Here is a 21,337-nt window from a genome sequence, read left to right on the forward strand (position 1 = left end):
TATGAAATTTACTCTTACGCGTGAGCAATTACTTCAACCGCTTCAGCAAGTTTCTGGGGCACTAGGCGGGCGTAGTACCTTGCCGATTTTAAGTAACCTATTGATTGAAGTGGCGGAGCAGCAACTCAAGCTGACGGCGACCGATATGGAGGTCGAGCTCAATGCCACCGCACCGCTGGACGGTGAGCATCTTGATGGGGCGATCACTGTGCCTTCGCGTAAGTTTATGGATATCATCAAAGGTTTACATAGCGAAGCTCGTATCACTGTGGCGCAAGAAGGTGACCGCGTGGTGGTGCGAGCGGGACGAAGCCGCTTTACATTATCGACCTTACCGGCTTCAGATTATCCCAACATCGAAGACTGGCATGCCGAAGTGAGCTTACAAGTACCGCAAAGCAAGCTGGGTCATCTGATTGACGCCACGCAGTTTTCGATGGCGAACCAAGATGTACGCTATTATCTCAATGGACTCTTATTCGAAACCGATGGGCATACGCTGCGCACCGTTGGGACGGACGGCCACCGGATGGCGGTGTGTCATTTATCCATGGAAGAGGCGTTGCCCGCACAACAAGTGATTGTGCCACGTAAAGGCGTCAGTGAGTTGGCGCGTTTGCTCGATGATAGCGAGCACCCGGTGAATATCCAAATTGGCGCGTCTAATATTCGTGCGGTGGTGGGCAATGTGACCTTTACCTCTAAATTGGTTGATGGACGCTTTCCTGATTATCGGCGTGTGTTGCCACAATCCACTTCCCGAACGCTTGAGGTCGACTGTGCTGAGCTCAAGCAAGCATTGTCATTAGCCGCGGTATTATCGAACGAGAAATTTCGCGGCGTGCGAATGAATATTGAAGGTAGCGAGCTGCGTATCTCCGCCAACAACCCTGAGCAAGAAGAAGCGGAAGAGTTTTTGGAAGTCGACTATCAAGGTGAGCCAATCGAAATCGGTTTTAATGTCAGTTACGTGCTCGATGTGCTCAATGTTTTACGTTGTGACAAGGTGCGTTTTTCGATGACAGACGCGGTGGGCAGTACCTTGATTGAGGACTGCGATCGCGAAGACGCCATGTATGTTGTGATGCCAATTCGCCTCTAGGTTATGGCGCTATCACGACTGGTCGTCCACGACTTTCGAAATATTGAAGCCTGCGATATTGAGTTGTCGTCAGGCTTTAACTTTTTAATTGGCCCCAATGGCAGTGGTAAAACCAGTGTATTGGAAGCCATCCACTTTCTCGGTCATGGGCGCTCCTTTCGTAGCGCGCTTAACAGCCGAGTGATTCGTCATCAGCAACCCAATCTTACGGTACATGGTCGTGTAAAAACGCAAGATGGGATCTTGCTTCCGGTCGGCATTCAAAAGCGCCGAGACGGCAGTGCAGATGTTAAAATTGGTCAAGAAAAAGGGCAAAAGCTGGTGGCCCTGGCCAAAGTGCTGCCATTGCAATTGATCACCCCTGAAGGTTTTGAGTTATTAACCGATGGGCCCAAGTTTCGTCGTGCGTTTATCGATTGGGGGGTGTTTCATTCTGAGCCAGGGTTTTTTGAAGCTTGGACACGAGTGAAGCGCCTAACGAAGCAACGCAACGCCGCGTTGAAAACAGCGCGCCACTATGGCGATATTCAAGTATGGGATACGGAACTAGCACGCCTTGCCGAACAAATCAGCGCATGGCGTCAGGCTTACGTTGATGCGGTTTCCGCGCGAGCGACGGCATTATGCCAAGCATTTCTTCCCGAGTTTTCCATCCAGTTTCGTTTTTACCAAGGATGGGAGCGAGGCGCAGACTATCAGGCATTGTTGGCGGCGAACTTTGAGCGCGACCAGCAAATGGGATACACGGTATCAGGGCCGCATAAAGCCGATTTGCGCATCAAGGTGGCAGGTACGCCAGTCGATGATGTGCTATCGCGCGGACAGTTAAAGTTAATGGTGTGTGCACTTCGGCTTGCACAAGGCCAGTTGTATAGCGAGGAGCAAGGTATCGCTTGTATCTACTTAATCGATGACTTTGCCTCCGAATTAGACAGTCGCCGGCGAGCACTATTGGCCAGTGAGTTGACCCGCATTGGGGCTCAGGTTTTTGTTAGCGCCATTAGTGCCGATCAAGTCGCGGAAATTTGCGACGAAAATAGTAAGATGTTTCATGTGGAACATGGCAAAATTAACGCAGGATAAATAAGCGAGAGTAACTCAATGTCCAACGAATACGATTCATCGAGTATCAAGGTACTGAAGGGCTTGGATGCCGTGCGTAAGCGTCCGGGAATGTATATCGGCGATACCGACGATGGTACCGGCCTGCACCACATGGTGTTTGAGGTGGTCGATAACTCGATCGATGAAGCACTGGCCGGACATTGTAATGATATCGTGGCGACCATCCACGAGGATGGCTCGGTATCGGTTCGCGACGATGGTCGTGGTATCCCGGTCGATATTCATGAGGAAGAAGGTGTATCGGCCGCACAAGTGATCATGACCGTCCTCCACGCCGGCGGTAAGTTTGATGACAACTCTTATAAAGTCTCTGGCGGCCTTCACGGGGTGGGGGTGTCGGTGGTCAACGCCTTGTCAGAAAAACTCGAGTTGACTATTTGGCGTAATGGCCATGTTCACCAGCTTAATTTTGCGCACGGTGAGCCTCTAGGACCGCTGGCTGAAATGGGTGAGACCGACCAAACCGGTACCCGTATTCGTTTCTGGCCAAGTGAAGAGACTTTCTCTGATATCAACTTCAACTATGACGTGCTTGCCAAGCGCTTGCGTGAGTTGTCTTTCCTTAATTCGGGTGTCTCCATCAAGTTGATTGACGAGCGCGAAGAAGACAAAGCGGACCACTTTAAATACGAAGGGGGCATCCGCGCGTTTGTCGAACACCTCAACAACAAGAAGACCTCCATCCACCCATCCGTTTTCCACTTTGAGCATACTCGGGAAGACGGGGTTAGCGTTGAAGTGGCGATGCAGTGGAACGATGGCTATCAAGAAAACATCTACTGCTTTACCAACAATATTCCGCAGCGCGATGGTGGTACTCACCTTGCGGGTTTTCGTGGCGCATTGACACGTACGCTCAATAGCTTCATGGACAAAGAAGGTTATTCCAAAAAAGCCAAAGCCGCGACGTCTGGCGATGATGCCCGTGAAGGCTTGACCGCGGTGGTCTCGGTGAAAGTACCGGATCCCAAGTTCTCCAGCCAGACCAAAGACAAACTGGTGTCATCGGAAGTGAAATCGGCGGTTGAATCCGCCATGAGCAGCCACTTATCAGACTTTCTTATTGAGCACCCTGCCGATGCGAAAGTAGTGTGTACCAAGATCATTGACGCTGCCCGTGCGCGTGATGCGGCACGTAAAGCACGTGAAATGACGCGTCGTAAAGGCGCGTTGGATTTAGCTGGCCTTCCCGGCAAGCTTGCCGATTGCCAGGAAAAAGATCCGGCGCTATCTGAACTCTACATTGTGGAGGGTGACTCTGCAGGCGGCTCAGCCAAGCAGGGGCGCAACCGTAAGAACCAAGCGATTTTGCCGCTCAAAGGTAAGATCCTCAACGTCGAGAAAGCCCGTTTTGATAAGATGTTGTCCTCGCAAGAAGTGGCGACACTGATCACTGCAATGGGGTGCGGGATTGGCCGGGAAGAGTACGATCCGGACAAGCTACGTTATCACAGCATCATCATCATGACCGATGCGGATGTCGACGGCTCGCATATTCGTACCTTGCTGCTGACCTTCTTCTATCGCCAAATGCCAGAGCTAATTGAGCGAGGCTATATTTATATTGCTCAACCACCGCTTTATAAAGTGAAAAAGGGCAAGCAAGAGCAATACATCAAAGATGACGAGGCGATGGAGCAGTATCAGGTGGCATTGGCGTTGGAGAATGCGTCATTGTTCGTGAACCCAGATGCGCCAGCGATGCACGGCGAGTCACTTGAGAAGTTGGTGAAAGAGTACAATGGTGTGCTCAAGCTGATTCAGCGTATGAAGCGTCGCTATCCCGCCGCGCTACTCAATGAGCTACTTTATCAACCGCGTTTGTCAGTCGATGATCTGCGCGACGAGTGGGCGGCTAAGCAATGGGTAGAAAACATTGTTGGGATTTTGAATCGTAAGTCGACGGGTGAAAGCCAGTATCAGGCATCATGCCGACTCGATGAAGAGCATCAGGTATGGGTGCCAGAGCTGGTGGTGCGCACCCATGGTGTCGATTATAAATACTTAGTGAGCTATGACTTCCTGAACTCGAAAGAGTACGGTCGAATCGCAAGCCTATCGGAAACCTTAAATGATCTCCTGGATGAAGGGGCGTATGTTAAGCGCGGTGAACGTACGCAATCGGTAGAGAGCTTTGAGCAAGCTCTCAACTGGTTAATCAAAGAGTCAACCCGTGGTGTGTCTCGTCAGCGCTATAAAGGTTTGGGAGAGATGAACCCAGAGCAGCTTTGGGAAACCACTATGGATCCTGAAGGTCGTCGTATGATGCAGGTGACGATTCAGGATGCGGTTGCCGCGGATGAGTTGTTTACCACCTTGATGGGTGATCAAGTTGAGCCACGTCGTGCGTTTATCGAAAATAATGCGCTGAAAGTAGAAAACCTCGATGTATAAGTGATAAATCAACTGTTTATCAACAATTAAGGCCAGCATTGCTGGCCTTTTTCATGCCTGTTTGGGAGGCAAATCGCAACATGTAACTGTTTTTATATACAGTATTTTTGGCGTGAGTACACTTATCATTCCCTTAACGACAAAATGATAGGAATCCTGATGTCTATAAAAACGCGCGCTAATCTCCAATTGGTTTATGTTTCTGATATTGACCGTTCTGTGGGTTTCTATCAGCAACTGTTTCAATGTGATCCTGTCTTTACCAGTCCCAGGTATGTGGCGTTTTCTGCCTCTGAGCAGGGAGATGCCTTATTCGCGTTGTGGACAGGCGGCGAGCAGCCCTCACCCTCGATGACACGACTGAGTGAAATTGGCATTATGGTGCCTACCAATGATGACGTTGATGCCGTTTTTGACCAATGGTCGAACAACCTAACCATCAATGTTGTGCAAGCTCCTTACGATGATGTGTTTGGTCGAACATTCGTGATTCAAGACCCTGATGGGCATCTCGTGCGCGTTGCGCCGCTTGATTAAGCATATCGCTATTCCAATAAGGAGCAATTATGATTGACCATCTAAGTACCTACGCAACGAACTTCTCGGCAACTAAAGAGTTCTATCGTTCGGTGTTTGAACCGCTTGGCTATGCGATCCAAATGGAGTTTGTTGCAGAATGGAATACTGATTTTCCGACCCAGCGAATGTGTGCTTTTGGACCAAGCGATCGGCCCATCTTTTGGGTGATAGAAACCCAGACTCCCTATACCCCTCGTCATATAGCATTTTCATCACCAACAAGAGGGACAGTGGAGGCGTTTTACGATGCTGGAATGGAGGCTGGGGGAATCGATAATGGTAAGCCAGGTCTGAGGCCTATGTATCACAACCATTACTTTGGGGCATTTCTTATTGACCCAGACGGCAATAACATTGAAGCGGTATGTCATCATCCAGAGCCGTAGTTTATTAAAGCGGTCAGAGGTATTTGAACGTACCCGTATGGGTAGATAAAACGGTAACACGTCTGGCGATGATAAAAATCGTTCGATGAGGCTTGAAATCAAATTACCCAACCCTATATACAGTAATGAGGCGATGCCATTGGGTCGCCGGGGGCTTGTCCAGGTTGGAAAGCCGTAGATAACATTTTATTGCTTCATAGGAAGGATAAGATTATGCGTAACTTTGATTTCTCTCCACTCTATCGTACCGCGATTGGCTTTGACCGTTTGTTTGATTTGGTTGAAAACACGAATGCGTCAAATGCAGGTGGTTTTCCTCCTTACAATATTGAGCAAGGCAAAGAGAACCAATACCGAATCACAATGGCGGTAGCAGGCTTTAGCCAAGACGAAGTAGACATTACCCAACAAAAGAACAGCCTAACGGTTGCGGGTAAAAAAGCCAGCCGTAATCAAGATACGAAGTTCTTGTATCAGGGCATTGCTGAGCGTGACTTCGAACGCAAGTTCCACCTCGACGATCATATTAAAGTGACGGGGGCGGAAATGGAAAACGGTATGCTTCATATTGATTTGGTGCGTGAGGTGCCTGAAGAGGAGAAACCTCGTCGTATCGAAATCGGTAGCCGTTTACTCGAAAACGTTGAGTAAGTGTCGGCCATAACGATACGAAAAAGGAGAGGGCAGCACCGCTGCCCTTTTTTGTGGCTAGCGAATCGTGGTGTTCAGATTCACTAGCTGGCTTCAATTCTTCGTATTAAAGACACGTTCTTTCACTCGCCGCTGTTGGTGAATAGCCCTTGCGAATGAAGGTGAACGTTGAACCCACGATTGTAGCCTGGCCGAAAAGATTCTCCGTAGATTCGTGGACTTGAATAAGATTCGCACAGATTGGAGTCGATAGGTTTCACGTGAAACATTTGGATTGTCTTAATAGAACGATCTAATACTATTTGCCAAGCCAAGCCAAGCCAAGCCAAGCCAAGCCAAGCCAAGCCAAGCCAAGCCAAGCCAAGCCAAGCCAAGCCAAGCCAAGCCAAGCCAAACCAAATGATTGTTCACACTGCGCCGTATTACCCCTTTTGGAAATATGGGGTGCAGAATGGTTCGATAGTTAGATCAAGCGACCGGTGATTAAGGCTTAAGCTGACGAAAGGAGAAAGTAGTCCGTCAGCAGAAGAAGGTAGGTTAGGAAGGTAGGTTAGATAGAGGCCAATTAGGAAAATGTTATGGCGCATTTTCTCGTTGCCAGAGGTCTAATGAAAGGTTTCACGTGGAACATGTATGTATCTGTGTTCCACGTGAAACCAAAACTTATCCTTCGTCGTAGGCGCGCGCGACTTCTTCAGCAATCACTTTTATACCTTGTTGCATAGCATCATCCTCTTGGACATAGTTCATGCGTATGCATTGCTTAGCATGATCCCAGCCTTCGTGATCGACACCAATAAAGAAATACTCTCCGGGGACAACCAGTACACCGCGGGCTTTTAAGCGTTTATATAACTCTTGGGTAGAGATTGGGAGCTCGTTAAACCAGAGCCACAGGAAGATAGCTCCTTCTGGCTTATGAACACGAACTCGCTCATCATTAATGGTCTCAAGCACCATCTTTAATGTGCGCTGTGACTTTTGCTGGTAGAAAGGACGAACGACGTCTTTGCTTAAGCGTAAAAGATCACCGCGTTCTATCATTGCTAGTGCCATTGCTGGCCCCACACTGTTTGGCGACAGGCTGACGATACCATTGATGTTGGACATCGCATTGATCACCGTTTCATTGGCAATCACAATCCCGCAACGCACACCAGGCAAACCTAGCTTACTGAGGCTCGAGCAGAGTATGGTGTTGTCATTCCAGAACGGTGCAACGTCTTCAAAAATAATATCCGGGAAGGGCGTGCCATAAGCGTTATCGATGATCAGAGGAATATTGTTGTCGCGTGCGAGTTGGTCCAGTTGTTGGATTTCGCTATCGGTTAGCACATTCCCGGTCGGGTTAGTCGGGCGGGAAGCACAGATGGCGCCAATGCTTTCATCAATCGTTAGGCGGCTAAAGTCGACGTGGTATTTGAATTGGCGGTTATCCAATAATTCAATGTCAGGTTGGTAGCTAACAAAGATATCGTCGTTGATACCGGCGTCACCATAGCCGATATACTCGGGGGCGAGGGGCAACAAGATTTTTTTGTGGCTGCCATCGGCGTAGCGTCCCGCTAATAGGTTAAACAGATAAAAGAATGCACTTTGGCTGCCATTGGTCAGCATGATGTTTTTGCTTGACAGCTGCCAGCCATAAGTCTTATTCAGCAGCTCGGCGAGGGCATTGAGTAATGCCGATTTTCCTTGTGGACCATCGTAGTTTGCCATGGCGTGAACGAGACTACCGTCGTCGAGCATTGATTGGCTTAGCGTCTTAAAGTAGTCGAGCATTTCCGGGATCGCCGCGGGGTTGCCGCCCCCCAACATAATGGCGTCTGGATTACGTAAGCCGTCATTAAGATCGTCCATTAATTGTGTGATGCCCGAGTGATTGGCGAACTTCTCGCCAAAGTGAGTGACTTCCATGATTACTGCCTTTAAATATCTGTATCGATGTTGTGGTTAAGCTGCAATCAACATACAACAATCTATTGTGTAAAAGAAAGCATGGTAAGTTTGTTATCGTCTCGTCATTAAAGGGTATGGTTGACGGGGTTGTTACGTTATCGGTACACACTAGGGCGAAAGTCGCTTAGAGGGGTAGAAATCCAAGTGTTCCACGTGAAACCAACTCGGCTTGGCTCGACAAACAGGGTGATTAGCGTCATTAAATTGGGTAGCCAACGAGGCTGAGAGCTGGTAGCAAGGTAGATGAGAATTGGTAGCGAAGAGGGGCGTCCGCGTATCAACACCCAAAAAAAGCCCCGCGTCATAGCGGGGCTGAATCGTGTGTTGCTGATAATTACTTCTGTAGAACAGAAATATCTGCCACGTTGAGGAACTGCTCACGGATAAGGTGAAGCATCGCCAAACGGTTGGCTTTCAGTGCAGGATCATCTGCCATAACCATCACGTTATCAAAGAAGGTATCAACCGGTGTACGCAATTGCGCCAGCTCCGTCAACGCGCCTTGATAATCGCTGTCAGCAAATAAAGGTTTAACCGCAGCGACTTTCTCAGCGACCACGTCCGCCAATGCTTTTTCAGCGTCTTCTTGTAGCAAGCTAGTATCGACGCTGCTAGGGAGCTCGCCGTCATACTTGGCCAAGATATTGCCTACACGCTTGTTGGCCGCGGCAAGTGCTTCGGCTTCTTCAAGACTGCGGAAGTGCGACACCGCTTTAACGCGGCTGTCAAAATCAGCAGGCTTGGTTGGACGACGTGCCAACACGGCTTGGATGATATCAACGCTATAGCCCATATCTTGGTACCAAGCGCGGAAACGACCTAGCATAAAGTCGAGGACATCCGCCTCTACCTCTTTGTGAGTCAGACGGTCATCGTACTGAGCTTTGGCATCACGGATGAGGTCGACAAGCTCAAGCTGATAGCCGTTCTCGACGATAATACGTAGAACGCCTAACGCGGCCCGACGCAGGGCGAAGGGGTCGCTCCCTTTCGGTGCTTGACCAATACCAAAGATGCCCACGATGGTATCCATTTTGTCAGCCATCGCGAGTGCTGAAGAGACCGGCGTGGTAGGTAGCTTATCACCGGCAAAGCGCGGCCAGTATTGCTCATTCAGTGCCAGCGCTACGGCTTCGGGCTCGCCATCATGACGCGCATAGTGCATGCCCATCACGCCTTGGGTTTCGGTGAACTCAAACACCATCGAGGTCATGAGATCGCACTTAGCCAGTTGGCCCGCGCGCTCAGTGTGTGACTTGTCGGCGCCGATACGCTCTGCAATCTGTCCTGCGAGTGCAGTAATGCGATCGGTTTTATCTTTGATGGTACCTAATTGCTTTTGGAATACCGCGCTATCAAGCTCTGGCAGGCGATCAATCAATGGGCGCTTGCGGTCAGTATCAAAGAAGAACTCCGCATCCGCGAGGCGAGGACGCACGACTTTTTCATTCCCTGAGATAACCTGCGCCGGATCTTTCGATTCAATGTTCGACACGAAGATGAACTTGGGCAGTAGCTCGCCGTTAGCGTCATAAACCGGGAAGTACTTTTGGTCGCCTTTCATGGTGTACACCAGCGCTTCTGATGGCACCTTAAGGAACTTGTCCTCGAAAGAGGCCGTCAGTACCACTGGCCATTCTACCAGTGAGGTGACTTCTTCAACCAAGTCTTCATCAAGCTCAGCAATCCCGCCAACTGCGTCAGCCGCTGCTTTGGCATCTTTAATAATCAACGCCTTACGCTTTTCATAATCGGCCATGACTTTACCTTCACGCTCAAGACGCTCTGGGTATTGGTCAGCATGATCCAGCGTTAGGCTCGATACACCCATAAAGCGGTGACCTCGAATCACGCGATCAGACGCCACGCCTAGGATAGTGCCTTCAATCAAGGTGTCCCCATACAGCATCACCAAGGTTTTCACTGGGCGGATAAACTGGGTGTCTTTGTCACCCCAGCGCATGGGTTTAGGAATAGGCAGCTTGCCTAGGGCGTTATCGGCCAGTACCGGCAATAAGGTGTCGATGGCTTGACCGGGTACGTGTTGACGATACAGCAACCATTCACCTTTATCGGTTTTTAGGCGCTCGGCCTCGCTCACGTCAATCCCGTTACCGCGCGCCCAACCCATGGCCGCTTTGGTGGGGTTGCCATCTGCGTCAAAGGCGGCACTGACCGCAGGACCGCGCTTCTCAACCACTTTATCTGGCTGGCGATCGCTCAACGCCGCCACTTTAAGTGCTAAGCGACGTGGGGAGGCGTACCAAGTAATGCCTTGGTGGCTCAGATCAGCGTCTTTCAATTGTGCGTCGAATTGGCTGGCAAAAGCTTCAGCCAAGGTGCGCAAGGCTGTGGGTGGTAGCTCTTCAGTGCCGAGCTCAATCAGGAAATTTTGCGTTGCCATGATGCTCCCTTATTTGGTGTGTCGGCACATCGGGAAGCCCAGCGCTTCGCGAGATGCGTAGTAGGCTTCGGCGACACGTTTAGTCAGTGTGCGAATGCGCAGAATATAGCGTTGACGTTCAGTCACTGAGATGGCTTTACGCGCATCCAGCAGGTTGAACGCATGACCGGCTTTTAGGATCTGTTCGTAAGCAGGCAAAGGGAGCGGCTGCTCGAGATCCAGAAGCTTGGTACTTTCGGCTTCGCACTGATCAAAGTAGCGGAACAGAAAATCAACATCAGCGTGTTCAAAGTTATAGGTCGATTGCTCCACTTCGTTTTGGTGGAAAATATCGCCGTAGGTGACTTTGCCAAATGGGCCATCGGTCCAAACCAGATCATACACAGAATCGACTTCTTGAATGTACATCGCCAGACGTTCGATACCGTAGGTAATCTCACCGGTGACCGGTTTACATTCCAATCCGCCGACTTGCTGGAAGTAGGTAAACTGGGTGATCTCCATCCCGTTCAGCCAGACTTCCCAGCCGAGGCCCCAAGCGCCAAGCGTTGGGTTTTCCCAGTTATCTTCCACAAAGCGAATGTCGTGGACTTCTGGGTCAATTCCCAGCACTCGCAGCGAGCCTAAATACAGCTCTTGAATGTTATCGGGTGACGGCTTCAGGATGGTTTGAAACTGGTAGTAGTGCTGCAGACGGTTCGGGTTCTCGCCATAACGCCCATCGGTAGGACGACGAGAAGGTTGAACGTAAGCCGCTGCAATGGGCTCTGGACCAAGTGCACGCAAGCATGTCATTGGGTGGGAGGTACCTGCACCCACTTCCATGTCTAGCGGCTGAACAATAGTACAGCCTTGCTGGGCCCAATAATCCTGCAGCGCGAGGATCATACCCTGAAAGGTTTTGATATCGAATTTATGCATTGTCAGGTTCGCGCGAGTTGATGAATGGAGAAAATAGCTGGCAATTATAACTCGCAGCGCGCTCAAGCAGTAGGGGGCTGGCGGATTTTTGTGCGCCTTTGAGGCGCTTATTTTCTCCGTGCAGGGGCAAGAGGAATAGAAGTTGCCAAGCGATTGTTCAAATCGTACACTAGCGCCGTCTTGGGGAGTAGTCGACCACTGCACAGTCAGTGGGGCAATCATCAACATAGTTGAAGCAAAATCTTCATGGTGATTGCAAGCCTGCCATTAGGTGCTCTGGGCTTGACGAGACCAACGACAATCGCACGAACCGGGGTGGGGCGTGTGTTGTCGTGGTTGAATCATAATAAGCCCTGCCCCAGATGAGCAATGTCATGAGCGTTCTTGCCATTTCTATCTCTACCGTCACCTTGGCGGAAATCGGGGATAAAACCCAACTACTATCGCTGGCGTTAGCGACACGTTTTCGTAAACCTGCGGTGATTATCAGTGCCATTTTATTGGCGACGTTAGTCAATCACGCCATTGCTGCTTGGCTCGGCGTGGTTGCGGCCGATATTCTGACCGATACCGTATTGCATATTATTTTGATCATCAGTTTTGGCGTGATGGCGGTATGGATGCTGATCCCGGATAAGCTTGAGGATGAAGGTATTCAGGGCAAAAGCGCGTTTTGGGCGAGCTTCAGTGCGTTCTTTGTCGCAGAAATTGGCGATAAAACCCAGCTCGCCACGACCGCATTGGGCGCACAGTTTAATGAAGCGTTGTGGGTGGTAGTGATTGGATCAACCATTGGTATGTTGCTAGCCAATGTCCCTGTGGTGCTGGCGGGTGATAAAATTCAGCGCCATGTCCCGCTTGCTGTCGTGCGGGTGCTCGCGGCGGCGATGTTTGCCGCATTGGCTGTGCTCGATACTTGGTATCTACTGAGCTAACGCAGGACAATGATGAATGAGTAAGGGTTGGCGTTATGCCAGCCCTTTTTTGATCAAAAACTGAAACGGCACGCTCTCTGTTTGGGCTGCGATAAGGGTGTGATCCATAAAACGACAAAAGCTGGGAATATCACGCGTGGTTGAGGGATCATCGGCGGTAATCAGCAAGGTTTGTCCCTCGTCCATATGACGGATACGTTTACGTACCATCATTACAGGCTCCGGGCAGCGCAGGCCTAAGGCATCAAGTTGAAGATCGGCGTGGTCAAAAGCGAGTGTCATTATTTTTACCTCAAAAAGTGTCGACCTGATCATACTTATGGCGACAAATTATTCAAACAGGGTTGCGCTTGTAAATGAGTTGTGTAAATTATTTAACAAGTCGTTAACGAAAGGCGGGATCATGAGAAAAGCACAAACGAGCACATTGAGCTTGGCTTATGGACACCGTATCGCTGCTTACACAGGGCTTAGCGGACTCGCTTTTTGGGGATTAACGCACAGTCATGAGCACACTCTCTTGGCAACACTAGCAATCTGCGCCGCAGCCTTGGGGTTATTGGTAGAAGCCTTATCGACCTCAACGCCACGCTCGCAGCCTGACTAGGCTAACTCACTCAACAGCTACACTCACTCCCAGTTTTCTTGGGCTTCCCCGCTCTTCGAGCGGGATTTTTTTTGTCTGCACGTCGCCAATAAAGGCCAACCCGTAATAAAGATTGGCCTTTTTGCGCGGATTAGTCTTGGTGAGCGATCTCGATAACGACGCGGCCTTTCACCTCGCCCTGAATAATTTTATCCGCATACTCTGGGGTTTGCGCCAGTGCGATGGTGTGGCACGCCTGTTCAAAGTAACTGGCGGGCAATAGCTTGGTCAGTGACTGCCACGCAGCTTGACGTTGCGCTTTCGGGCAAGAGACTGAATCGACACCTTGCAATCGCACATTGCGCAAAATAAACGGCATCACAGTGGCGGGTAAATCGAAACCGCCGGCAAGGCCGCATGCGGCAACTGTGCCACCGTACTGGATTTGTGAAAGGACATTGGCGAGCATTTGACTGCCCACGGTATCAATTGCGCCTGCCCACTGTTGCTTGTCCAGCGGGCGACCTGGTGCGCTAAAGGACTCACGCGGTTGCACTTCGTCAGCGCCTAGTTGCTTAAGCCACGCTTGGTTGGCTTCAAGTCGGCCTGTGACGGCACTGACGCGATAGCCCAACGCATGCAATAAGGTGACCGCGACAGAGCCAACGCCGCCACTGGCACCGGTGACTAACACTGGGCCATCTTCAGGTTTGACGCCACCATCGATTAAGGCTTGCACACATAACATCGCGGTAAACCCCGCGGTGCCTACCATCATTGCTTGTTGCGCAGTGAGCCCCTCAGGAAGGGGAACGAGCCAGTCGCCATTAACACGCGCTTTCTCTGCCATGCCTCCCCAGTGTGCTTCACCGACGCCCCAACCAGTGAGCACCACTTTATCTCCGGGTTGATAGTCGGGGTGTTGGCTATCGGCAACTGTGCCGGCAAAGTCGATCCCTGGCACCATGGGGAATTGGCGAACAATCTTACCTTTGCCGGTAATGGCTAAGCCGTCTTTATAATTGAGGGAGCTGAAATCAACATTGACGGTGACATTGCCTTCTGGAAGAAGGTCATCATCGAGTGAGGTGATTTTGGCGAGGGTTTGCTTTTCGTGTTGTTCAAGGACAAGCGCGTTAAACATGGCATTCTCCCGGTTGAAGTCAGTGAGTGGCCATACTAGGCCAGATGATGTTACCACCACATGCGTTACATCAATCACTATGCGATTGCGTGCGGGATGACGCAAGCCAAAAAAAGAGCGGACGTAGCCGCTCTTTATTGATGAAAGTGCGCATTGTGGTTAGACGCGTTCGAACACTGTCGCAATCCCCTGACCGAGACCAATGCACATGGTCGCTAAGCCTAAGGTAGCATCTTGGCGCTCCATTTGATGTAGTAAGGTGGTCGAGATGCGTGCGCCGGAACAGCCTAGCGGGTGACCCAGTGCAATTGCACCACCGTTGAGGTTAACTTTGTCATCCACTTTATCCATCAGGCCAAGATCTTTGACACAAGGCAGAGACTGGGCGGCAAATGCCTCATTCAGTTCGACCAAGTCAATGTCATCGATGCTTAGGCCCGCACGTTTGAGCGCTTTTTTGGTCGCTGGGACCGGACCATATCCCATAATGGATGGGTCACAGCCGGCGACGCCCATGGCACGGATACGTGCACGGATAGGCAGCCCCAAGGCTTTGGCCTTTTCTTCACTCATCACCAACATTGCAGAGGCACCATCCGATAGTGCCGACGACGAGCCAGCGGTTACTGTGCCATTGGCAGGGTCAAAGGCGGGGCGTAAACCAGCGAGGCTCTCTACGGTGGTTTCTGGACGAATCACTTCATCGTCTTCCACCAAAGTGAGTAAGCCATCGGCATCATGGCCCTCAATAGGCGCAATCTCATCTCTAAAACGGCCTTCCACGGTGGCGGCATGCGCACGGGCATGAGAACGAGCGGCAAACTGGTCTTGCATTTCACGACTGATGCCATGCATGCGACCGAGCATTTCTGCGGTAAGTCCCATCATGCCAGCGGCTTTAGCGACTGACTTAGATAAGCCAGGGTGGAAGTCGACACCATGGTTCATTGGCACGTGGCCCATGTGTTCGACACCACCAATCAAGAAGGTGTCGCCATCACCGACCATGATTGCGCGAGCCGCATCGTGCAGTGCCTGCATCGACGAGCCACACAGGCGGTTGACCGTGGTGGCACCCACGCTATGTGGAATGCCAGCAAGGAGCGCCGCATTACGGGCAATGTTGAAACCTTGCTCGAGCGTTTGTTGTACACAGCCCCAGTAGATGTCTTCAATACTGGTGCTGTCTACCCCAGGGTTACGTACCAATAGAGACTTCATTAGGTGCGCGGATAGATCTTCAGCACGAACGTGGCGAAACACACCGCCTTTCGAACGGCCCATGGGGGTACGGATACAGTCAACGATCACTACATTGTTCATTGTTCTCTCCTTAAACTTAGGCTGATTGCGGTGCGTTGACCGGTGTGACATCAAAGTAAGCCTGTTTATCGCTGGCACGACGTTTCATATCCGTAGGAACATGATACAAAGCGCCGAGCTCAGAGAATTTGTCAGCCATGGCGACGTAGTTATCAACACCCAAAGTATCGACATAACGGAAGGCACCGCCTCGGAATGGCGGGAAGCCGATACCGTAAACCAAAGCAATGTCTGCTTCTGCCGGAGAGGCAATGATGTTTTCTTCCAAACAGCGGGCGACTTCGTTGATCATCGGCACCATCATGCGAGCGATAATATCCTCGTCACTGATCTCTGCTTGACCCCCTTCAATTACGGGTGCGAGCAAAGCAGGGACGGCTTCATCGGCTTCTTTTTTCGGCTTGCCTTTTTTGTCTGTGGTGTAGCGGTAGAAGCCTTTGCCATTCTTCTGACCAAAGCGCTCGGCCTCAAACATCACATCAATGGCATCGCGGCCAGACTTACTCATGCGGTCTGGGAAGCCTTCTGCCATCACTGCCTGCGCATGATGTGCGGTATCAATACCGACCACGTCAAGCAGATACGCCGGACCCATCGGCCAGCCAAATTGTTTTTCCATGATTTTATCAATGCGCTGGAAGTCCACCCCGTCACGAAGTAGCAAGCTAAAGGCATGGAAGTAGGGGAACAATACACGGTTGACGAAAAAGCCGGGGCAGTCGTTGACGACCACGGGCGACTTACCCATCTTGGCGGCGTAAGCCACCACGCGTGCGATGGTTTCATCAGAGGTTTTCTCGCCACGAATCACTTCCACTAATGGCATGCGATGAACCGGGTTAAAGAAGTGCATGCCACAGAAGTTTTCTGGACGGGCCAATGACTTCGCCAGTGTATTGATAGGAATGGTAGAGGTGTTGGACGCAATGACCGTGTCGTCACTGACTAGCGCTTCGACTTCTTTGAGGACGCTGGTTTTCACTTTCGGGTTCTCGACCACGGCCTCGACGATCACGTCACTTTGCTCAATGCCCGCATAGTGAAGACTTGGGGTGATTGACGACAATACTTGGCCCATTTTAAAACCATCGACACGACCACGCTCTAGCTGCTTATTCAGCAGCTTGGTTGCTTCTTTCATACCGAGGTCGAGTGAGGCTTGGGCGATGTCTTTCATCATCACCGGCACGCCTTTCAGTGCCGATTGATAGGCAATGCCGCCGCCCATGATGCCTGCGCCTAATACCGCACCACGTTGTGTATCTTTACCTTGTTTGGCAGCTTTTTTCGCGTTGCCTTTGATGACCTGGTCATTGAGGAAAATGCCCACCAAGGCTTGTGCGACATCGGTTTTGGCTAGCTTGACGAAATAGCGGTTTTCAACCTCAAGTGCCTCATCGCGTGTCATCCCTGCGGCTTCTTCAATGGCCGTCACTGCCGTCATTGGAGCCGGATAATGTTTCCCTGCAACTTGTGCCACCATGCCTTTGGCCATGGTAAAGCTCATCGCTGCCTCGGTGCGGTTAAGCTTCAGTGGTTGTTTTTTCTGTTGGCGACGGCTTTGCCAGTCAATTTTTTCGTCGATCGCTTGGCCTAGCATTCGAATCGCCGCGTCACGCAGGTGCGCGTTATCGACAACGGCATCCACTACGCCTTCTTTTAATGCCGCGGACGCGCGTTTTTCTTTCCCAGCAGTGATGATTTCCATCGCGGTATCGGCGCCGATAAGTCGAGGCAAGCGCACGGTACCACCGAAGCCGGGCATAATACCGAGCTTGGTTTCAGGAAGACCGATACGCGCGTCCTGACCTGCTACACGTAAATCGGTCGCGAGTATGCACTCACAGCCACCGCCGAGTGCATGGCCATTGACGGCACTAAGGGTGGGATAGGGTAAATCTTCTAAACGATTGAAAATGGCATTGGCGCGAGATACCCAATCAGACAGTTCTTGGTCGGGTTTGGCAAACAATCCGAGAAATTCGGTAATGTCTGCGCCGACAATAAAGGCTGATTTAGCAGAGGTCAGCAGCAGTCCTTTAATATCATCGCGACCCGACAAGGCATCGAGGGCTTGGTCTAAGCTTTCTAGCGTTGCCAGATCCAATTTGTTGACAGAACCTTGGCTGTCTAGGGTCAGTTCTGCAATGCCGTTATCCAAAGCACGAACTGATAGGTTATCTCCTTGGTAGATCATGGTTGTTCTCCACGTTGGCAGTACCATCCTGGTTGAATAGTGTTCTGGTTAGACCAGATGCGACCTAGTGTGGATCATTGTTATAAGAAATGACAACCAAAAGTTAAACAAATGTTTAAAATATGTGGTGTGGGTTGTTTTTACTGTGGTCGAGTCCCTGTCGTGCTTGAGGGAATATGATACAGTGCATCGCTGAGACATAAAGGTTGTACCATGATGCCTATCACCCCATACGCAGTGCCTGCTGACACCGTGAGGCACGAGCTTGAAATCAAAAAAAGCCGGTTTATTACGTATCTTGCTCATACGCCCGGAGAACAAGAGGCAAAGCAATTTATTCAATCGTTGCGAGAAGCGTATCCTGATGCACGGCATCACTGCTGGGCATTTGTCGCAGGCCGGCCTGAATCTTCCGTGCAATGGGGGTGTGGCGATGATGGTGAGCCAGCGGGAACGGCAGGCAAGCCGATGCTTGCGCAGTTATCTGGTGCGAACGTCGGTGAGATTTGTGCCGTGGTAGTACGCTATTTTGGCGGGATTAAACTGGGTACTGGGGGCTTGGTCAAAGCGTATGGCAGTAGTGTGCAGCAAGCCCTGGGCCTTTTGACCACGCGAGAAGTGGCAGTGACAGTCCCTTACACGATAAGCTGTGAATATGCTCACATTGATACGATAGAATCGCTACTCAAGCAGTACGATGGCGTTCAGCTCGATGCAGAATTCAGCCATAATGTGCGATTGAGTGTGCGTATCGATGCGCGCTATATCGATGTGTTTCTTGAAGCACTTAAAAATCAAACCCGCGGACAAGCAAGCGCGCACCCGTTAGAACATAAGACAACGTCAGGCACTTAGCCTGCTTTACGTGTAACGACGAGACGGTAGAAAGTCGCTACCGCCGATAAGAGGGCCACGTCAGGCTATGCAATTTCGTTCCATTACCCGCATTGTCGGACTCCTGCTGGCCCTGTTCAGCATCACCATGTTAGCGCCTGCATTGGTTGCGTTTATCTATCGTGATGGTGCGGGCTATCCTTTTGTTTTGACGTTTTTTCTACTACTCGCGGGTGGCGGGTTACTTTGGTTCCCCAATCGAAATTATCGGCATGAACTCAAAGCACGTGATGGCTTTTTGATTGTTGTATTATTCTGGACGGTGATCGGCAGTGCAGGGGCAGTTCCGTTGATGCTGTCTGAACAGCCCGATCTTTCCGTGAGCGAGGCGTTTTTTGAGTCCTTTTCTGGTTTAACCACGACGGGCGCAACCGTCATTGTGGGGCTAGATGAGTTACCTAAAGCGATTTTGTTCTATCGGCAGTTGCTACAGTGGTTTGGTGGTATGGGGATCATTGTCCTGGCGGTGGCCATCTTACCGGTACTCGGCATCGGGGGGATGCAGCTTTATCGCGCCGAGATCCCTGGCCCCGTGAAAGATACCAAGATGACACCTCGGATCGCTGAGACTGCCAAGGTGCTCTGGTACATTTATCTGACTTTAACCGTAAGTTGTGCCTTGGCCTACTGGCTGGCGGGCATGTCTGCCTTTGATGCCATTGGGCACAGCTTTTCGACCGTTGCCATCGGCGGGTTCTCAACCCATGATGCCAGCATTGGTCACTTTGATAGCACTGCGGTTAATCTCATCACTGTGGTGTTTCTGTTGATCTCTGCGTGTAACTTTTCTCTCCATTTCGCCGCCTTTGCCAATAATGGGCTCAATCTAAAGTTTTACTTGCGTGATCCAGAATTTCGCGCGTTTTTGGTGATTCAGTTCCTACTATGGCTGGTGGTGTTTACCATGCTGAGCGGGCATCAGGTTTATGAGAGCGCCACAGAAACCTTCACCCAGGCGCTATTTCAGTCGGTATCAATATCAACCACCGCGGGGTATACCACCACAACCTTTGCCCATTGGCCGTTGTTCCTCCCCGTTTTACTCTTGTTCTCGTCATTTATTGGTGGGTGTGCAGGCTCGACCGGTGGCGGGATGAAGGTCATTCGTATCTTGCTGTTGTCACTCCAAGGAACGCGAGAATTGAAACGCTTGGTGCACCCTCGCGCGGTATACACCATCAAAGTGGGTAATAAGGCGCTACGGCAGCAAGTGGTTGATGCCGTATGGGGGTTCTTCTCCGCCTACGCGCTGGTATTTGTCATTTGTATGTTGGCCTTGATAGCCACTGGCATTGAAGAGCTAACGGCGTTTTCAGCCGTTGCAGCGACCCTCAATAACCTAGGCCCAGGGCTAGGCGAAGTGGCTGCTCACTTTGGCGATATTAATGACACGGCGAAGTGGGTATTGATCCTTGCCATGCTATTCGGTCGTTTAGAAATATTCACATTATTGGTTTTATTTACTCCCACATTCTGGCGGAGCTAGCCGTATGGGGAAGGAGAGGACATGAGCGAGCAAAGCAACGCAACGCAAAAAGTCTTACTGCTACATTCCAGCCGAGAAGGGCAGACCAAGAAAATCCTGCATTTTATCGAGCAACAGCTGGGGGTTTCGGCGCAGTGTGAGGTGAAAGATATTCATCAGCGGCCAGACATTGATCTCAGCCAATACGATCGGATACTGATTGGTGCGTCTATTCGCTATGGCCATTTTAATAAAAAGCTATATCAATTCATTGATGCGCATGCAGATCAGCTTAAAACCGTGAAAGCAGCATTTTTTAGTGTCAATCTCACCGCGCGTAAACCGGGGAAAGATACGCCAGAAACCAGCGCTTATAGCCGTAAGTTTATCGAAAAGTCACCCTGGACCCCCGAACTGCATGGTGTCTTTGCCGGCGCACTCTACTATCCACGTTATAAATGGTTTGATCGAGTGATGATTCGCTTCATCATGCATATCACGGGTGGGGAGACGGATACGACCAAAGAGGTTGAATACACGGATTGGCGAAAAGTGGCGGAATTTAGCGAGCAATTTGCCCGCTTTTAGGCCATAACGCTGATTGTTTGACCGAACGGCGACTTTTTCTAAAAAAAGTCGCTTTTTAGTCTTGCGAAGGTGAGTGGTTTCTCTATAATGCGCCTCCATCGACACGGCACGCAGGGCAAGCGTTCAGCGGCCATGTCGGGGCAAAAAATCAAATAAAAATAAACGCTTGACGTGAGTTTTTAAAAGATTAAGATGGCCGGCCTACTTAACGCCAAGCGTTAGGGGAGTCAAAAAGAGGTTTTATTTCACCCGGCGGGTTGAAAATAAAAGATAAAATTTCTTCTTGACTTTAACGGCAAGGCGCGTAAGATACGCAGCCCTGACCAAGCGAAGCGCAGCTTCGCAACGTCAACGCTCTTTAACAATTTGACCTATGCAATCTGTGTGGGCACTCGTTGAGAATAGACAAAGAGATTTATTCGATGAACTGAGTGACCAAACGACAACTTTTACAGTTGTTCGGCACAGTCAATTCGTTTGTCTCGCAAGAGACGAACAAAACAGTATTTATCGAGCCGTTTGTCTTTCCTTTTGGGAAAGCAAACACCAAAACTTAAATTGAAGAGTTTGATCATGGCTCAGATTGAACGCTGGCGGCAGGCCTAACACATGCAAGTCGAGCGGAAACGGCAGTATTGAAGCTTCGGTGGATTTACTGGACGTCGAGCGGCGGACGGGTGAGTA

At 50.5% G+C, this 21,337-nt stretch carries 18 protein-coding genes and 1 rRNA gene; 12 read left to right on the forward strand and 7 right to left on the reverse strand.

Annotation, left to right across the window (positions count from 1 at the left end; all coding sequences use genetic code 11):
* The first annotated feature begins 1 nt into the window (after window position 1).
* From dnaN to BZG20_RS13965, 6 genes are all read left to right on the forward strand, one after another.
* Window positions 2–1,102, forward strand: a complete 1,101-nt coding sequence (dnaN, locus tag BZG20_RS13940) for a DNA polymerase III subunit beta (RefSeq protein ID WP_077579394.1) — start codon at window positions 2–4, stop codon at window positions 1,100–1,102.
* A 3-nt stretch (window positions 1,103–1,105) separates the two neighbouring features.
* Window positions 1,106–2,185 carry a DNA replication/repair protein RecF gene (gene recF, locus BZG20_RS13945; protein WP_077579395.1) on the forward strand — a complete coding sequence of 360 codons (1,080 nt, stop codon included), beginning with the start codon at window positions 1,106–1,108 and terminating at the stop codon, window positions 2,183–2,185.
* 18 nt (window positions 2,186–2,203) lie between these two features.
* Window positions 2,204–4,621, forward strand: coding sequence for a DNA topoisomerase (ATP-hydrolyzing) subunit B (gene gyrB / locus BZG20_RS13950; RefSeq protein WP_077579396.1), 2,418 nt, complete (start codon window positions 2,204–2,206; stop codon window positions 4,619–4,621).
* Window positions 4,622–4,780: 159 nt separating this feature from the next.
* Window positions 4,781–5,158 carry a VOC family protein gene (locus BZG20_RS13955; RefSeq protein WP_046074842.1) on the forward strand — a complete coding sequence of 126 codons (378 nt, stop codon included), beginning with the start codon at window positions 4,781–4,783 and terminating at the stop codon, window positions 5,156–5,158.
* A gap of 29 nt (window positions 5,159–5,187) precedes the next feature.
* Window positions 5,188–5,586 (forward strand): VOC family protein, encoded by a 399-nt coding sequence (locus BZG20_RS13960; protein ID WP_077579397.1) that lies wholly within the window; start codon window positions 5,188–5,190, stop codon window positions 5,584–5,586.
* Between the two features lie 213 nt (window positions 5,587–5,799).
* On the forward strand, window positions 5,800–6,237 hold the full coding sequence (locus BZG20_RS13965) for an Hsp20 family protein (RefSeq protein WP_046074840.1): 438 nt from the start codon (window positions 5,800–5,802) through the stop codon (window positions 6,235–6,237).
* 663 nt (window positions 6,238–6,900) lie between these two features.
* On the opposite strand, the gene BZG20_RS13970 is transcribed toward BZG20_RS13965, so the two are convergent.
* The 3 genes from BZG20_RS13970 to glyQ all read right to left on the reverse strand — a co-directional run bounded on the left by BZG20_RS13970 (window position 6,901) and on the right by glyQ (window position 11,521).
* Window positions 6,901–8,154: a valine--pyruvate transaminase gene (locus tag BZG20_RS13970; RefSeq protein ID WP_077579398.1), complete on the reverse strand. Its 1,254-nt coding sequence runs from the start codon at window positions 8,152–8,154 to the stop codon at window positions 6,901–6,903.
* Between the two features lie 376 nt (window positions 8,155–8,530).
* The gene (gene glyS, locus BZG20_RS13975) at window positions 8,531–10,600 is read right to left on the reverse strand and encodes a glycine--tRNA ligase subunit beta (RefSeq protein ID WP_077579399.1); all 2,070 of its coding nucleotides are present in this window, start codon (window positions 10,598–10,600) and stop codon (window positions 8,531–8,533) included.
* A 9-nt stretch (window positions 10,601–10,609) separates the two neighbouring features.
* A complete protein-coding gene (gene glyQ / locus BZG20_RS13980) occupies window positions 10,610–11,521 on the reverse strand; it encodes a glycine--tRNA ligase subunit alpha (protein WP_046074837.1) in 912 nt (303 codons plus the stop codon).
* Window positions 11,522–11,895: 374 nt separating this feature from the next.
* Between glyQ and BZG20_RS13985 the strand changes: the two genes are divergently transcribed.
* The gene (locus BZG20_RS13985; protein ID WP_046074836.1) at window positions 11,896–12,456 is read left to right on the forward strand and encodes a TMEM165/GDT1 family protein; all 561 of its coding nucleotides are present in this window, start codon (window positions 11,896–11,898) and stop codon (window positions 12,454–12,456) included.
* Window positions 12,457–12,489: 33 nt separating this feature from the next.
* Here the strand turns inward: BZG20_RS13985 and tusA are convergent, their stop codons facing one another.
* On the reverse strand, window positions 12,490–12,738 hold the full coding sequence (gene tusA / locus BZG20_RS13990) for a sulfurtransferase TusA (RefSeq protein ID WP_046074835.1): 249 nt from the start codon (window positions 12,736–12,738) through the stop codon (window positions 12,490–12,492).
* 121 nt (window positions 12,739–12,859) lie between these two features.
* On the opposite strand from tusA, the gene BZG20_RS15965 reads away from it, so the two are divergent.
* A complete protein-coding gene (locus BZG20_RS15965; protein ID WP_077607307.1) occupies window positions 12,860–13,063 on the forward strand; it encodes a hypothetical protein in 204 nt (67 codons plus the stop codon).
* A 130-nt stretch (window positions 13,064–13,193) separates the two neighbouring features.
* Here the strand turns inward: BZG20_RS15965 and BZG20_RS13995 are convergent, their stop codons facing one another.
* The 3 genes from BZG20_RS13995 to fadB form a co-directional block, all read right to left on the reverse strand.
* The gene (locus BZG20_RS13995) at window positions 13,194–14,186 is read right to left on the reverse strand and encodes an MDR family oxidoreductase (protein WP_077579400.1); all 993 of its coding nucleotides are present in this window, start codon (window positions 14,184–14,186) and stop codon (window positions 13,194–13,196) included.
* 159 nt (window positions 14,187–14,345) lie between these two features.
* A complete protein-coding gene (fadA, locus tag BZG20_RS14000) occupies window positions 14,346–15,509 on the reverse strand; it encodes an acetyl-CoA C-acyltransferase FadA (RefSeq protein WP_046074832.1) in 1,164 nt (387 codons plus the stop codon).
* A 16-nt stretch (window positions 15,510–15,525) separates the two neighbouring features.
* A complete protein-coding gene (gene fadB, locus BZG20_RS14005; RefSeq protein ID WP_046074831.1) occupies window positions 15,526–17,706 on the reverse strand; it encodes a fatty acid oxidation complex subunit alpha FadB in 2,181 nt (726 codons plus the stop codon).
* A 216-nt stretch (window positions 17,707–17,922) separates the two neighbouring features.
* Between fadB and BZG20_RS14010 the strand changes: the two genes are divergently transcribed.
* From BZG20_RS14010 to BZG20_RS14025, 4 genes are all read left to right on the forward strand, one after another.
* Entirely contained in the window at window positions 17,923–18,561 is a 639-nt protein-coding gene (locus BZG20_RS14010; protein WP_046074893.1) for a YigZ family protein, read from the forward strand.
* Between the two features lie 67 nt (window positions 18,562–18,628).
* Window positions 18,629–20,086 (forward strand): TrkH family potassium uptake protein, encoded by a 1,458-nt coding sequence (locus tag BZG20_RS14015; protein ID WP_046074830.1) that lies wholly within the window; start codon window positions 18,629–18,631, stop codon window positions 20,084–20,086.
* Window positions 20,087–20,107: 21 nt separating this feature from the next.
* Window positions 20,108–20,653, forward strand: coding sequence for a menaquinone-dependent protoporphyrinogen IX dehydrogenase (hemG, locus tag BZG20_RS14020; protein ID WP_077579401.1), 546 nt, complete (start codon window positions 20,108–20,110; stop codon window positions 20,651–20,653).
* Window positions 20,654–21,208: 555 nt separating this feature from the next.
* Window positions 21,209–21,337, forward strand: a 16S ribosomal RNA gene (locus tag BZG20_RS14025); the annotation flags it as partial.

It is taken from the genome of Salinivibrio sp. IB868, assembly GCF_001995655.1.
GTDB classification, from domain to species: domain Bacteria; phylum Pseudomonadota; class Gammaproteobacteria; order Enterobacterales; family Vibrionaceae; genus Salinivibrio; species Salinivibrio siamensis.

Bases quoted from the DNA above. Each gene is read 5' to 3' on its own strand.
- dnaN (WP_077579394.1), top strand. From the start codon at position 2: ATGAAATTTACTCTTACGCGTGAGCAATTACTTCAACCGCTTCAGCAA.
- recF (WP_077579395.1), top strand. From the start codon at position 1,106: ATGGCGCTATCACGACTGGTCGTCCACGACTTTCGAAATATTGAAGCC.
- gyrB (WP_077579396.1), top strand. From the start codon at position 2,204: ATGTCCAACGAATACGATTCATCGAGTATCAAGGTACTGAAGGGCTTG.
- BZG20_RS13955 (WP_046074842.1), top strand. From the start codon at position 4,781: ATGTCTATAAAAACGCGCGCTAATCTCCAATTGGTTTATGTTTCTGAT.
- BZG20_RS13960 (WP_077579397.1), top strand. From the start codon at position 5,188: ATGATTGACCATCTAAGTACCTACGCAACGAACTTCTCGGCAACTAAA.
- BZG20_RS13965 (WP_046074840.1), top strand. From the start codon at position 5,800: ATGCGTAACTTTGATTTCTCTCCACTCTATCGTACCGCGATTGGCTTT.
- BZG20_RS13970 (WP_077579398.1), bottom strand. From the start codon at position 8,154: ATGGAAGTCACTCACTTTGGCGAGAAGTTCGCCAATCACTCGGGCATC.
- glyS (WP_077579399.1), bottom strand. From the start codon at position 10,600: ATGGCAACGCAAAATTTCCTGATTGAGCTCGGCACTGAAGAGCTACCA.
- glyQ (WP_046074837.1), bottom strand. From the start codon at position 11,521: ATGCATAAATTCGATATCAAAACCTTTCAGGGTATGATCCTCGCGCTG.
- BZG20_RS13985 (WP_046074836.1), top strand. From the start codon at position 11,896: ATGAGCGTTCTTGCCATTTCTATCTCTACCGTCACCTTGGCGGAAATC.
- tusA (WP_046074835.1), bottom strand. From the start codon at position 12,738: ATGACACTCGCTTTTGACCACGCCGATCTTCAACTTGATGCCTTAGGC.
- BZG20_RS15965 (WP_077607307.1), top strand. From the start codon at position 12,860: ATGAGAAAAGCACAAACGAGCACATTGAGCTTGGCTTATGGACACCGT.
- BZG20_RS13995 (WP_077579400.1), bottom strand. From the start codon at position 14,186: ATGTTTAACGCGCTTGTCCTTGAACAACACGAAAAGCAAACCCTCGCC.
- fadA (WP_046074832.1), bottom strand. From the start codon at position 15,509: ATGAACAATGTAGTGATCGTTGACTGTATCCGTACCCCCATGGGCCGT.
- fadB (WP_046074831.1), bottom strand. From the start codon at position 17,706: ATGATCTACCAAGGAGATAACCTATCAGTTCGTGCTTTGGATAACGGC.
- BZG20_RS14010 (WP_046074893.1), top strand. From the start codon at position 17,923: ATGCCTATCACCCCATACGCAGTGCCTGCTGACACCGTGAGGCACGAG.
- BZG20_RS14015 (WP_046074830.1), top strand. From the start codon at position 18,629: ATGCAATTTCGTTCCATTACCCGCATTGTCGGACTCCTGCTGGCCCTG.
- hemG (WP_077579401.1), top strand. From the start codon at position 20,108: ATGAGCGAGCAAAGCAACGCAACGCAAAAAGTCTTACTGCTACATTCC.